At 32.3% G+C, this 14,598-nt stretch carries 11 protein-coding genes; 7 read left to right on the forward strand and 4 right to left on the reverse strand.

Going from position 1 to position 14,598, the window contains the following annotated elements; translation table 11 throughout:
* The first annotated feature begins 33 nt into the window (after positions 1 to 33).
* The 5 genes from LQ682_RS01880 to LQ682_RS01900 all read left to right on the forward strand — a co-directional run bounded on the left by LQ682_RS01880 (position 34) and on the right by LQ682_RS01900 (position 7,721).
* Positions 34 to 1,320 carry an LCP family protein gene (locus LQ682_RS01880; RefSeq protein ID WP_214269788.1) on the forward strand — a complete coding sequence of 429 codons (1,287 nt, stop codon included), beginning with the start codon at positions 34 to 36 and terminating at the stop codon, positions 1,318 to 1,320.
* Positions 1,321 to 1,335: 15 nt separating this feature from the next.
* Positions 1,336 to 1,809: a DUF2538 family protein gene (locus LQ682_RS01885; protein WP_016999622.1), complete on the forward strand. Its 474-nt coding sequence runs from the start codon at positions 1,336 to 1,338 to the stop codon at positions 1,807 to 1,809.
* A gap of 136 nt (positions 1,810 to 1,945) precedes the next feature.
* Positions 1,946 to 2,368: a GNAT family N-acetyltransferase gene (locus LQ682_RS01890; protein WP_239723786.1), complete on the forward strand. Its 423-nt coding sequence runs from the start codon at positions 1,946 to 1,948 to the stop codon at positions 2,366 to 2,368.
* A gap of 127 nt (positions 2,369 to 2,495) precedes the next feature.
* Positions 2,496 to 6,428, forward strand: coding sequence for a glucosaminidase domain-containing protein (locus tag LQ682_RS01895; RefSeq protein ID WP_239723787.1), 3,933 nt, complete (start codon positions 2,496 to 2,498; stop codon positions 6,426 to 6,428).
* A gap of 291 nt (positions 6,429 to 6,719) precedes the next feature.
* Entirely contained in the window at positions 6,720 to 7,721 is a 1,002-nt protein-coding gene (locus LQ682_RS01900; RefSeq protein ID WP_064205415.1) for an acyltransferase family protein, read from the forward strand.
* A gap of 65 nt (positions 7,722 to 7,786) precedes the next feature.
* Here the strand turns inward: LQ682_RS01900 and LQ682_RS01905 are convergent, their stop codons facing one another.
* Positions 7,787 to 8,323, reverse strand: a complete 537-nt coding sequence (locus tag LQ682_RS01905; RefSeq protein ID WP_016999618.1) for a hypothetical protein — start codon at positions 8,321 to 8,323, stop codon at positions 7,787 to 7,789.
* 127 nt (positions 8,324 to 8,450) lie between these two features.
* Here LQ682_RS01905 and LQ682_RS01910 point away from each other — a divergent pair, with 127 nt between their 5' ends.
* Together LQ682_RS01910 and LQ682_RS01915 are read left to right on the forward strand one after the other, a co-directional pair.
* On the forward strand, positions 8,451 to 9,608 hold the full coding sequence (locus LQ682_RS01910) for an aminotransferase class I/II-fold pyridoxal phosphate-dependent enzyme (protein ID WP_239723788.1): 1,158 nt from the start codon (positions 8,451 to 8,453) through the stop codon (positions 9,606 to 9,608).
* Positions 9,609 to 9,623: 15 nt separating this feature from the next.
* Positions 9,624 to 11,228, forward strand: coding sequence for a M20/M25/M40 family metallo-hydrolase (locus LQ682_RS01915; protein WP_064211120.1), 1,605 nt, complete (start codon positions 9,624 to 9,626; stop codon positions 11,226 to 11,228).
* 91 nt (positions 11,229 to 11,319) lie between these two features.
* Here LQ682_RS01915 and menB read toward each other — a convergent pair whose 3' ends face one another.
* The 3 genes from menB to menD are packed head-to-tail and all read right to left on the reverse strand — an operon-like array spanning position 11,320 to position 14,598.
* Positions 11,320 to 12,141, reverse strand: a complete 822-nt coding sequence (gene menB, locus LQ682_RS01920) for a 1,4-dihydroxy-2-naphthoyl-CoA synthase (RefSeq protein ID WP_174700893.1) — start codon at positions 12,139 to 12,141, stop codon at positions 11,320 to 11,322.
* Positions 12,114 to 12,938, reverse strand: coding sequence for a 2-succinyl-6-hydroxy-2,4-cyclohexadiene-1-carboxylate synthase (gene menH, locus LQ682_RS01925; protein WP_135031752.1), 825 nt, complete (start codon positions 12,936 to 12,938; stop codon positions 12,114 to 12,116). Before menH ends, menB begins: the two co-directional genes overlap by 28 nt.
* On the reverse strand, positions 12,919 to 14,598 hold the full coding sequence (gene menD / locus LQ682_RS01930) for a 2-succinyl-5-enolpyruvyl-6-hydroxy-3-cyclohexene-1-carboxylic-acid synthase (protein ID WP_017000696.1): 1,680 nt from the start codon (positions 14,596 to 14,598) through the stop codon (positions 12,919 to 12,921). The genes menH and menD overlap by 20 nt, the downstream gene beginning before the upstream one ends.

A 14,598-nucleotide genomic window follows, 5' to 3' on the forward strand; every position in this document is an offset into this window, starting at 1 on the left:
TAAAGACTACAGACGGAAGGGTATATATATAATATGAAGAGATTCGCAAAAATAGGCTTAATTTTAATGTCAGTCGTTCTTATGATTTTACCTGTTGTATTCGGCCTAATGCTTTATCTTGAAACTAGAGGTGCTATTAATGATTCGTTCCTAGAATCCAATAAAAGCAAATCTTCTTTAAGAGATAAACCAGTAGATCCTAGTTTAGATCATATATCAGTATTATTTTTAGGTGTCGATGATAGCTCATCAAGACGTGAAGGTGGCCAAAAAGCTAATCAATCACGCACAGATGCTATGATTTATACAACATTTAATAGAGATAAAAAACAAATTAGAATGGTCAGTATCCCAAGAGATACGTTGAGTTATGTCCCTGCAGTGAAATATTATGACAAAATCACACATGCTCATGCTATTGACGGTCCTGAAGGTTCAATGGATAGTGTAGAATCAACTTTAAATGTTCCTGTTGATTACTACGCGAGAATAAATATGGAAGCATTCGTTGAAGTAATAGACGAACTTGGCGGTGTAGAATTTAATGTGCCATTTGATTTAAATGAACCTAACACGGAAGATAAAGGTAGAATTAAAGTCAAAAAAGGTAAACATAACCTAAGCGGTGATGAAGCACTAGCTGTTGTCCGTTCTAGAAAACAAGATTCAGATTTAGAACGTGGTAAACGTCAAATGGAAATGATTAAAGCAATCATTAGAAAAGCGCAAGAAACAAATTCTATTAATAAATTAGATGACTTAGTGAAAATAGTTGGTAAAAATGCTAAACATAATTTCTCTTTCAAAGATATTCAAAATTTAGCAACAACTTATTCATCTAGTAAAGTTAAAATCGAATCTGAACAACTAGTTGGTACAGATTCTAATGTGAATGGTGTTTATTTCTTCAACCCAGATTTAGATAATTTAGTTAAACTCTCAAATAAATTGAGAAAAGACTTAAAATTGTCAACTACTAAGAAAACAGATTTTATGAATTATCTCATGATTCAAGCGTATGGTGATTTAATGCCGTATGTTGAAGTTACTAAAAAGCAATTACAAGACGGTACAGCCGATACAGATGGTAATGATACCGTTGAACCTGCTGTAGAACCGGCACCTGAAGAGTCTGTAGAACAACCACCACAAGAGCAGGAACAACAAGTACCACAACAAGAAGCAGTACCAGATCAAAATGTTCCTTCCAATGATGCACCTGCACAAGAACAGGAACAACAAGTACCACAGCAGAATGCACCAGCTCAAAATAATCAAGGATTTAATCAAAGTGCAGAACCTAGCCCAGACCAATATTAAGAAAGGAGGCATAATATGACAAAGCGAAAAACATACGAAAAATATGAACAAATCAATAAAATGTTCGATGCATTAGAAAATCAAATTGTTCATGCGGGAGATTTATCACACTTCAGAAAAAATCTATATTTCGTTAATCATGAACATCGGGAAAATTATGAAGCTTTAATAGTTTATTATAGTCAAGCTGAAAATGACCCTGTTGTTGATGGCGCATGTTATGTCATTGCGATACCAGAAATATTTAATGTCATCAATATTTTTGAAAATCCACTTCCTTTTTCATGGGTGTATACAGAAACAGGCTTAACTGAAGAAATGCAATCACTAAGTGTGCACTTACAATACCTTGTAGCAGCAGCACTTGAAACAAGTCAAATTCAAATTTTTACACCAAGCGGCTATACAATGGGTGTAACAAATTGGAACATTCACCAACTAAGACTTTTTTGGCAATATACAGCTATCGTCAGAAGAGAAGCATTATAAATATAGATAAAGTTCGGAAATCTCTTTCCTTACAAAAAGCTCACAATCCACTGTTTTTCAACAATTGGATTATGAGCTTTTTTTTATATTTCATTTTAATGTATAATAAATCCATTCACTTTTAGGAGGAAATATTATGATAAAAATAGTTGAAAATGATAAAGAGAAAAATGATGCGCTTAACATTAGAAAAGAAGTTTTTGTAAAAGAACAAGGTGTAGCTTTAGAAGCTGAAATAGATAAATTTGAAGATATAGCTAAACACGTTATTCTATATCATGAAAACCAACCTGCTGCTGTTGGTAGATATAGAGCATATAAAGATGGCTTAGCTAAAGTAGAACGAGTAGCAGTGTTAAAACCATTTAGAAGTTTCGGTTACGGCAAAGATGTGATGAATTTTATAAATGAAAAAGCAAAAGAAGATGGTTTCATTGGAACAGCATTAAATGGACAATCACATGCTAAAGTATTTTATGAAAAATTAGGGTATAAAGCTGAAGGCGAGGAATTTTTAGAAGAAAACATCCCCCACTTTTACATGAAAAAGCTTTTTTAAGTTATAAAAATTATTAATACAAAATATTAAAGTTAGATTACAAATCTGTGTTTTTAGGATCATTTCTTCTAATAACCTTTATACTTAGTATTAAATAATATAATACCTATTTCAAAGGAGATTGTATATGGATAAAAAATTCTATTATAAGACACCCGCAATTGTTGCCATGACGTTAGCAGGTACGACACTTGTAACTCATCAAGTTAATGCCGAAGAAACAAAGAGCAATAAAGATTCGAACATCATTGAACAACACGATAATGCAAATCAAATTCAGAAAGAAAAACAAGAATTACAAAACCAATCTTTAAATATTTCTGGTAGTAAAGAATACAAAGACCCATCAATTATTGATGACGTTGAAACTACAGAACAACAAACTTCAAATGAGACTACACAAGAAAATAATTATTCCAATGTAGCTAATAATCCTATTGAAAATTCTAGCAATCAAGAAAAGGTCCAAGATGACGCTACATCTGATAATGTTTCTGCTGAAGATAATACATCTGACGTAGAGCAAGACTCTGATGTTAATGCTAATGACCAAGAGCAAGCGGAAGATAACAATACTTCTGATGACGCTACATCTGATAATGTTTCTGCTGAAGATAATGCATCTGACGTAGAACAAGACTCTGATGTTAATGCTAAAGAGCAAGCGAAAGACAACAATGCTTCTGATGACGCTACATCTGATAATGTTTCTGCTGAAGATAATACATCTGACGTAGAGCAAGACTCTGATGTTAAAGCTAATGATCAAGAGCAAGTGAAAGATGACAATGCTTCTGATGACGCTACATCTGATAATGTTAATGCTGAAGATAATACATCTGACGTAGAGCAAGACTCTGATGTAAATACTAAAGAGCAAGTGAAAGATGACAATACTTCTGATGACGCTACATCTGATAATGTTAATGCTGAAGATAATACATCTGACGTAGAACAAGACTCTGATGAAAAAGCTAATAATCAAGAGCAAGCGGAAGATAACAATGATTCTGATGACGCTACATCTGATAATGTTTCTGCTGAAGATAATGCATCTGACGTAGAACAAGACTCTGATGAAAAAGCTAATAATCAAGAGCAAGCGAAAGATGACAATACTTCTAATGACACTATATCTGATAATGTTAATGCTGAAGATAATGCATCTGACGTAGAACAAGACAATAACGAGAATATTAAAGAGCAATCTAAAGAAGATAATACTTCTAATGATGCTGAATCTGATGAAAATAACCAAACTAATCAAGCCAACGAGACTAATATTAGTGAACCTAAAGTTGCTTCTAAAAATGCGGAAATCCAGTCACGTTCTGCTGCTCCACAAAGTAACAGCACTAAATTTAGAACGGCTGTAAATGCACCAAGTGCTCCTAAAGTAAGAGCAGCTAATGTTCAATATGAAGCTGCAGTTAATTCATCAATTAACAATCAAATAAGAAATAATAACTATACTGTTCCTAAATATGTAGAAGATTTCTCTAGCCACATTCCAAAAATCCCTTATAGAAATGGGGTTGGGAAACCTGAAGGAATTGTTGCTCACGAAACTGCAAACCCTAACTCTACAATTCATAATGAGATTGCTTATATGAAAAATAATTATGAGAGTGCGTTCGTACACGCTTATGTAGATGATAACAATATTATCGAAGTAGCTCCTACTGACTATTTAGCATGGGGTGCTGGTGCACAAGCAAACCCAAGATTTATTCATGTAGAACTAGTTCGTGTATATGGCAGCGATAGATTTGCTCGCTCTATTAACAATTATGCAGATTATATTGCAACGAACTTAGCTTATTATGGATTATCATTAGATAGTGCTGAGAGAGATGGCGTTGGTACTCTTTGGTCACACGACGCTGTATCTAAATTCTTAGGTGGAACAGACCACAGTGATCCGTACGGTTGGTTTGCCGAAAATAATTATACATTTGATGAACTTGTTGACTTAGTTACGGAAAAATATCAATACAAAACTGGTTTATTAACAGCACCTACTAAGCCTGAAACAACTAAACCAGTAACTAAACCTACTACTAAGCCTAGCCAAAATACTACTAAGCCTAGTAACCCGACAGTATCTAAACCAAGTACTAAACCAACAGTATCTAAGCCTAATACTAAACCTAGTAAGCCAGTAGTATCTAAGCCAAGTACTAAACCTGAAGCCAAACCTAGCAAGCCAGTAGTTTCAAAACCTGCTAACACAATCGTTGTAGACTATGTTGGTAAAGTGAACACTAATGCTTCTGGTGTATATACTTCTGTATATGATAATCAGCAAAAATCTGCTGTTAATAAAGCAGGTAAAACATTCAAAATTGGTAAACAATCTACTTATAACAACCAAGTATTTTATTTATTACAAGACAATAATTCAACACCATTAGGTTGGGTTAAAGCAAGTGATGTACAATTACAAACTTCTGTTAAACCTAAACCAACTCAAAAACCAAATAATACAGTTGTAAAACCTAAACCAGTTGAAAGTACTAGTAAAGAACAAACTAATAACGTTAAACCTGTAAGTAAAACAAACGTTTCTAGTGTTGTTAATCCTAAACCAGTAGCTCAAAATAATAATACAGTTGTGAAGCCTAAATCGACTGTAAGTACTAATAAAGTTCAAACTAACAACGCGGCGAAACCAGTCACTCAACCAGCCGCTTCTACTGCTGTTAAATCTAAACCAGCAGCTCAAACTAACAATAAAGTTGCGAAGCCTAGTCAGGTTGCTCAAGCTACTAAAAATTATACAGCCAATACAGAACGCGTAAATTATGTAGGAACAGTAAACAAAAATATTTCTGGTGTATATACTTCTGTTTATAATGACAAAACTGTTCCAGCTGTTAATAAAGCAGGAAAAACATTTAAAATTGGTAAACAATCAGTAATAAACAATCAAACATTTTATTTATTACAAGATAACAATGCTATACCATTAGGTTGGGTTAAATCTCAAGATGTACAGTTACAAAATGCAACAAAACCAAAAACAGTCACTCAACCAACTGTTACACCTAAAAAGACAGAAGCAATTAAAGCTAGCACTGTAAATAATACACCAATCGCGTATCAAGAAAATTATACAAATTACTTAATCACTGATAATACTGGTTATTTCTATAGTGAGCCATATGCTTCTAAAAATACCTTATTAGGTTCATTACAAAATTATCACTACGCTTATTTCAAAGTCATTACATCTCAACAAATTGGCAATGAACTTTGGTACAAAGGCATATTAAATGGACAAACAGTATGGATTAATGCTAAATACTTACAAATTGCAGAAACTTCAACAAAATCTTCAACAAGCCCTTATACACTTGATGAAGCTGTAGATATTCAAATGGCTTTAAAAAATGGCACAGAGCCTAAAAAAGTGTTACCAAGTGGCGTTAGAAAAGCGACTAGAGCAGAAGTTAAAGATGCAATGGACACAAGTAAATATATTGACGATCCAGTACAAAAATATCAATTTTTAGATTTAAATCAATCTCAAAATATTCCTGTATCTAAATTAAATGAATTACTCCGTGGTAAAGGTATATTAGAAAATCAAGGAGAAGCATTTAGTGAAGCAGCAAAATCTGTTGGTGTAAACGAGATATACTTAATTTCTCACGCTCTTCTTGAAACGGGTAATGGCACAAGTGATTTAGCAAAAGGCGGTAGTATTAATTCTGATGGTAAAGTTGATTTAAAATCAGATACTAAATATTATAATATGTTTGGTGTAGGTGCTATTGATGACAATGCTTTATACGGTGGTATTAAATACGCTCAACAAGCAGGATGGGATACACCATCCAAAGCTATTTTTGGTGGAGCTCAATTTATCTCTAGTAACTACATTAATGCAGGACAAAACACATTATATAAAATGCGTTTTAATCCTCAAAACCCAGGTGAACATCAATATGCGACTGGCGTAGATTTTTCTACTTCTAATGCTAAGCGTATTAGTGATTTTTACCAACAAATTCAAACTGATGGCGAATATTACGACTTTGACCGATATAAATCTTAATCAATAGAAGTAGCATGAGGAGTGGGACAGAAATCTCATTTTCTTAAAAAGATTTCGTAGTCCCGCTTCGGTAAGGATGACTAGGGTTGAAAAACTTTATATAAGCGTGTTTTCAACCCAGTCAGCTACTGCCAATACAACATAAAGTCCGGGACAATTATTGATGTTCCGGACTCATTTATTTGGATGATTTTATATTTTAAAATAGATTATATTTGTACATTGAACTTATTTAATTTATAATCTACATTTCATAGAAAGCGTAAACACTTGATTTAAGGGAGTATTTTCATGACAAATCATAAAGAAAGAGATCATTATTTTGATAACGCCAGGTTTTTCTTAATTGTACTAGTGGTGTTTGGACATTTATTAAGGTCTTATATTAACGATAACCATTTAATTAAAGCGCTGTATATGTTTATATATAGTTTCCATATGCCGGCATTTGTACTTATCTCGGGTTTCTTTGCAAAAAGTGTTGGTAAGCCAGGATACATAAAGAAAATTACTATTAAATTACTTTTACCTTATTTAATTTTCCAAGTTTTTTATGGATTGTATTATTACTTTATAGACAGAGACGATACATTAAATGTTAGCCCCTTCGATCCTCAATGGGCAATGTGGTTCTTAGTCAGTCTATTTTCATGGCATATCATTTTACATTTTGTAAGAAACTTCAACCCATATGCTACTTTTATTATTGCTATTTTAATAGGTTTATTAGTAGGATACTTCGATTTTATTAATGCAAAATTAAGCCTTTCAAGAACTTTCGTGTTCTTCCCTATTTTCTTATTAGGTTATTATATTAATAAAGAGCAATCTATAATTCTAAGAAATAAAAAGTATCTTTGGATTTCTTGTCTAAGTTTAATCGTTATCTTTATTGCATATTTAATGACTGATTATAATTTTGAATGGCTATTTGGTAGTAAACCATATTCAGAAATTGATCGTGACGTCACTGTTTACAGTGCCTTAAAACGACTATTTATTTATATTGTTATTTTCGTTTCAACATTAAGTTTTATGAATCTAATACCTGAACGAAAACTATCTTTAACATACATCGGTTCTAGAACTATGTTTATATATTTATTACATGGATTATTCGTTGGACTGTTCAGATCTCAAGCATGGGATAAGTTTTTAATAGAACAACCATATGCTTGGATTGGAATCATCGCTATAACCATTGTAATTGTTTACTTCTTTAGTACTGATCTTGTTAAACATTATGCAAATCCAGTTGTAAACATGAAAAAACCACCTAAAAAGAAAGAATAGAATATAAATTAAAAATAAAAAGGATGTTTTCGCTAGAAACTAGCGAAAACATCCTTTTTGTATACTTATCTTATTAAAGTTTCATAAGATATTGTACCTATATATTTTTCTTCTCTATTTAACAAATAAGCTGGTATATGAACATGCTTGTGAGTGATTGGTGCTAATTGATGATTATTACGTCGTATATTCTCTAAGACCTCGTATCCTGCACTTAACAAGTACGTTAAGTAATCAATCCACTCTTGTGTATATGGTGTTTCTGATTGGATAAACAAGATTGGATTTTCTTTTTTCTCAGATGGTCTCATAAAATCTGATACAAATTGTTTTTCATCTAATGACATTTCAGCTTTAGCTTTAAATTTAATATGAAACTGAGCACGTTTAATTAATTGATTGTCTTGTCCAAAATAAAACCTATGAAAGTGTGGTAATTGTACTTCTGCCCTACTAATATGTATCGAATCTTCTTCAAAAGTTATCATCCATTGTTCTTCATTATTTTGCACTAATACAAATGTCGGATGAGGTAACCATTCAAAAATATCTAAAGATAATAATAATTTTAAACGCTGATTCATTTTACTTAAATCTACCATTGTAAACATCCCCATTTTTTGTAATGTTTTTCTTATTGTAATACGTTTTCGAAATTTTTGCTATATTCATTTATTTGTAGCTATATTACCGTTATAATTAAATTATCGTTTTGAAGAGGTGAAAAAAATGCAATTACCGTTAAACCGTTTTGCATCAAAACTTCAAGTATCCGGAATAAGAGCTATTTCTAACCGTATACCTGAAATTGATGATGTTATAAATCTGACAGTCGGACAACCCGACTTTCATGTACCAAATCGTGTTAAAGAAGCTATGAAAGATGCTATTGATCATAATTTTACTTCTTATTCTCATAATGCAGGCTTATTGAAACTTCGAGAAGTTGTAAAATCATATTATGAAAACCGTTTTAATGCTTATTTTAATACGAATGAAATATTAGTAACAAATGGTGCAAGTGAAGCGCTAGACACTGCATTAAGGGGCATTATAGAACAAGGTGATGAAGTACTCATCCCTGCTCCAGTTTATGCCGGTTACGTGCCTTTAGTTGAATTGCTTGGTGCAAAGCCTGTTTATATAGATACTACCCAAACAAATTTAAAAATAACACCTGAACTAGTAAAATCTCATATTACTGATAAAACTAAAGCAATATTACTTAACTATCCTAATAATCCTACGGGCATTACTTTACATAAAAATGAAGTTGAAGCATTAGTAGATGTATTTAAAGAACATCCAATTTATGTGGTTAGTGATGAAATTTATGCTGAAAATACATTTAATGATCAACATACATCTTTCGCATCATATGAAGAAATTAAAAATCAATGTATTTTATTAGGCGGTTTAAGTAAATCTCATTCGATGACTGGGTTACGTATTGGCTTTTTATTAGGTCCAGAATATGTAATGAGACAATTAACTTTTGTACATGCTTATAATTGTATTTGTGCAAATGTTCCGAGTCAGTATGCTGCTATAGAAGCACTTACACACAGTATTGATTCTCCTAAAGAAATGAATAAAGCTTACATTGAACGTCGTGATTATGTCTATAATCGTTTAATTGAAATAGGTTTTGTCTTATCAGAAAAACCTGAAGGGGCTTTTTATATCTTCCCTCAAATTTCACATTTTAGTATAGATGATTATGACTTTTGTATAAAAGCTTTAGAGGAGTATCATGTTGCTGTTGTTCCAGGTTCAGCTTTTACACATATAGGAAAAGGTTATATTAGAATTTCATACGCTTATGACCTTAAATCATTAGAAGAAGGACTTAATAGATTGGAAAAAATGATACAAGATTTATCTTAAAGGGGTTGGATTTTTATGAATTTATTATGGCAAACAAGTAAAGAACGAGAAAATTTACTAAAAAAATTGGTGAGCCATGCTTCTATTACACATTCTGAAGGTGAAAAAACATTTCCTTATTTTTTGAAGAATGAATATTTAAAACTAGATTATTTTAAATCAAGAGAAGACCAAATTATACTGCAACCGACTGGGGATGGTCGAAATGCAGTATTAGCTTATTATAAAGCACCAAACTCAAAGAAGACCTTAATATGTATTAGTCACTACGATACAGTTGGTATTGATGACTTTAGCGAATATAAAATGCATGCATTTGAAATGGATAAACTTACAGAAATTTTTAAAGAAAATGATAAATATTTATCTGAGGATGCTAAAGAAGATATCAAGACTGGCGATTATTTATTTGGTCGTGGCTCTATGGATATGAAACCTGGTCTTATGATACATATGTCAACTTTAGAAAAAGCTATATATGAATCTTGGGATATCAACATAATTGTAGTATCAGTACCTGATGAAGAAGTTGGTTCTCTCGGGATGTTAAAAGCTGTAGAAAAATTAAATCAATTAAGAAAAGAAGATCAACTAGAATTTGAATTACATTTAAATAGTGAACCGACTTTCTCTCAAGCTGAAAAAGATTCCAACCACTATATTTATTCTGGTACGATTGGAAAAATAATGCCATCTGTTCTCTGTTACGGTAAAGAGACTCATGTAGGTCAACCAACACAAGGTTTAAGCTCTAATTATATTCAAAGTTTTATAAATAAAGAAATGGAATATAACCCTACTTTTAAAGAAGAATATAAAGAAGAAACGACACCATTACCAGTCTCACTAATGAGTCGTGATATTAAAGAACACTATGATGTACAAACACCATTTAGAACAGTTGCTTTATATAATATATTCTTATTTAATAAAAATGCTGAAGATGTATTCAAGACTTTTAATAGCATCGTTGAAAAAGCAGTAAAAGAGTGCGAAGAAACCTATCAAAATATTATAAAAAACGAAGGTCAATCTAGAAAAATTAATATTAATATAATGACTTTTAAGGAGTTAAAATTAACAGCTATTGAAGAATTTGGAGAGGCACACGTTAATTTAATTATTGAGCAAATTATTAATCAAATAAGTGATGAACGGGCACAAGCAATCGAAATTGCGGACCAACTAATGCATATGTTAAAAAACCTTGGTCCAACTGTAATAACATTTTTCGCACCACCCTATTATCCAGCGGCACATTCATCAGAAGATTCTTTCATAGATGAAATTGTTGAAACAGTTAGCCAAAAGTCTCTAGAACAATTCGATAGAACATCTAAAAGACAGTATTTCTTTAACGGTATAAGTGATTTAAGTTACGCAAAATATAGACAAGATGATGATGGATTTGAAAGCTATATCGAACAAACACCAAATTTCAATCAATCGTATTTCATTCCATTTCATGACATTAAAGAGATAAGTGCTCCTGTATTAAATATTGGGCCAATCGGTAAAGATGCCCACCAAGTAACGGAAAGAATCCATACTAAAAGTGCATTTGAAGAAATACCATATTTAATAGAGCATGTAATTAAGAAACATTTATTAAAATATTAATAATTATGAATAAACTATACTAAATCAAAATAAATAAGCATATCACTTAACTGATTATTTCAGTATGAAAGTGATATGCTTATTTTATATATTATGGGAATTTAGGAAATTGGTCGAAGTCTGGTTTACGTTTTTCTTTAAAGGCATCGCGGCCTTCTTTTGCTTCATCAGATGTATAATATAATAATGTTGCATCGCCAGCGAATTGTTGTAATCCTGCTAAGCCATCTGTATCAGCATTCATAGCTGCTTTTAAGAAACGTAAAGCCGTTGGTGAATGTTCCATCATTTCTTGACACCATTGTACTGTTTCGTCTTCTATTTGCTCTAAAGGTACTACTGTATTTACAAGTCCCATATCAACCGCTTCTTGTGCATCATATTGACGGCATAAGAACCAAATTTCACGAGCTTTTTTATGACCAACGATTCTAGCTAAATAACCTGAACCATATCCAGCATCAAATGAACCTACTTTTGGTCCTGTTTGACCGAATCTTGCATTTTCTGCCGCAATTGTAAGGTCACAAACGATGTGTAATACATGTCCACCACCGATTGCATATCCTCTAACCATTGCTACTACTGGTTTAGGAATAACACGGATTAAACGTTGTAAATCTAATACGTTTAAACGAGGGATTTGGTCGTCTCCGACATATCCGCCGTGACCACGCACAGATTGGTCTCCACCTGAACAGAATGCTAAGTCACCTTCACCTGTTAAGATAATTGAACCTATTCTTTCATCATCTCTTGCTCTTGAGAATGCATCAATCATTTCGTTTACTGTTAATGGCGTAAAAGCGTTTCGAACTTCTGGACGGTTAATTGTAATTTTTGCAATACCTTCAAAATATTCGTACTTAATTTCTTTATATTCTTTTATCGTTTCCCATTGTCTTGACATAATGTGCCTCCTAAAATAAATTCTACTATTATTGTATCAAATTTTGTTGGTTGTTCCACATGAATTGTGTGCCCAGCTTCTTTTACTATGTGTAATTCACTATTTTTAAAGCAATTATTCATTTTCGAACCAATATTTATAAATTTTTCATCTTCTGAACCAACAATTATACATACAGGAGTTTGTAACTGATCTAACATTGCCCAATATGATGTTTGTGATCCAGTACCATAATCAATTAAAGATTTGCTAAGCCCTTTTGGATTTTGAGATAATCTCATCTTACGGATTCTTTTACGTTCCTCAGAAGCCAGATGATTTTGAGTATTGAAAAGTGGTAATTGCTCCCACTCATTTACAAATTCAGTCATGCCTATTTCACTAATTAATTGTGCTCTGTTTTTATCAACTTCAATACGTTTCTGTTTCTCTTCATTATCTTGTATACCAGGACTAGCACTTTCCAATATAAGTCCTTTTAATACTTGTGGATGTTGAATAGCAAAGCTAAGCGCTACACGACCTCCCATAGAATAACCGTGTAAGAACACTTGATTTAAATTATAATATTTTATAACTTCTAACAATTGTTGAGCTATAAAAGGCATACTCCACTCATCATCTATTCTAGATTTATCTTGTCCATGACCAGGTAAATCAATTTCAATAATATTGATATCATTATTTACGATTTTATCTTCTACTAAATGAAAAGTCGTATGGTCACTAATAAAACCATGTAACATAATAAGTGTTGGCTGATCTGTATTCAGTTCACCTTTAACGTAATGAGTTAACATATTGAATACCTTTCATTTTGCCAAATAATTCTCGATGTGTTTCCGTATTTTCTTGTCGATTTGTCATAATTTCATATAAATATGAACCGAATTGAGGTAATGTTTGTCGTTTGTAATCTGAAACATTTTCAAATTTTTCATAACCTAATTCAAATAAATGCGCAACATGCTGAAAATCAAGATTCAACGGTGTACCGAATAATTTTTCAAAATGTTCTGGTGCTTCTTCTTTTTGTGGCAAGTAATTAAATATCCCACCACCATTGTTATTGAGACAAATAATCGTAATATCTAAATCATAAGCTTTGCTCATAATTAATCCATTCATATCATGGAAAAATGAGATGTCTCCTATAATCAGTGTCACTTTTCTATAAACAGACATACCTAACGCTGTTGATACAACACCATCTATACCATTAGCGCCTCTATTTGCTGCAATTTCAGCTTTTGAATCAATATTGAATGTATCTACATCTCTAATTGGCATACTGTTGCCGACAAACACAGTATCTTTAGAAGTCATTTTTTTCAATAAGCTTCCTACTGCTGCACCTTCGTCAGCTTCTTCTTCAATATGCGTCTCAATTAACGCGCGTGCTTCTTTCTCCATAGCTTGCCACTTTTTCAACCAATTTTTATTTTGTGTTGGTGTCACATCTTGAGCTTGTCTAAAGAAATCGTTTGGGCTCAATTCAACTGAAATTGTTGGAACTTTTGGAAAAGCATCTGGTGTATCGTTATTTTGTACGAGTATCTGAGGGCATTTAACTTCTTTCAACCAATTATTAAGTTGTTTAGAAACTACTGGTTGCCCCACTCTAATAATAAATTGTGGTTCGATACTTAAACCACCTTTAAACAATGCATCGTATGTTGCGATAACGTTTGGATGATTCAAACCTCTTAAATTACTTAAAGGATCAGCTAAAACCGGTATGTTATGAATAGCAGAATAAGTCAATATTTGAGATAAATCTTGACCTTGAGTATCTCCTACTACAACTACACCTCTAGGTTTTTCGATATAATTTTGAACATTTGTAAAATCAATAGACTTCTGATACTTCGTTTCTATTTTTCTTTTTGAAGATAGATATCTTCTCAATTTAACATCCGGTAATAATGGTTCTCTAAACGGAAAATTAAAATGCACTGGCCCTCTTTGTGGACCTACAAAATGTTTTTCAGCTTTAATCATATTAATATTTATTGTATTAATAGTACCTTCAGATTCATCTGCTAAAGGCATATCTATTTGAAATTTTGTGAAGTTTTGGAACATATTTACTTGATTAATAGCTTGTGGTGCACCTATGTTTCTTAGTTCGTGAGGTCTATCACTTGTTACAACGATTAGTGGTAATTTACTTATATACGCTTCAGAAACTGCTGGTGTATAGTTCGAAGCCGCTGTTCCTGAAGTACAGATTATCGCAACAGGGTTCTGATTTGCTTTAATAATACCTAAAGCGAAAAATGCAGCACTTCTTTCATCAGGGTGAATCCACGTTTTAATATGTGGATGTCTTTCACAAGCTATCGCTAAAGGTGTTGATCTAGATCCGGGACTGATTACGACATCATCAACCCCATGTTCATATAATTTCGAAACAAACGTAAATACTTGTTTAGTTAAGCTTTCAGTATGTGTACTCAA

It is taken from the genome of Mammaliicoccus sp. A-M4, assembly GCF_022386955.1.
GTDB classification, from domain to species: domain Bacteria; phylum Bacillota; class Bacilli; order Staphylococcales; family Staphylococcaceae; genus Mammaliicoccus; species Mammaliicoccus lentus.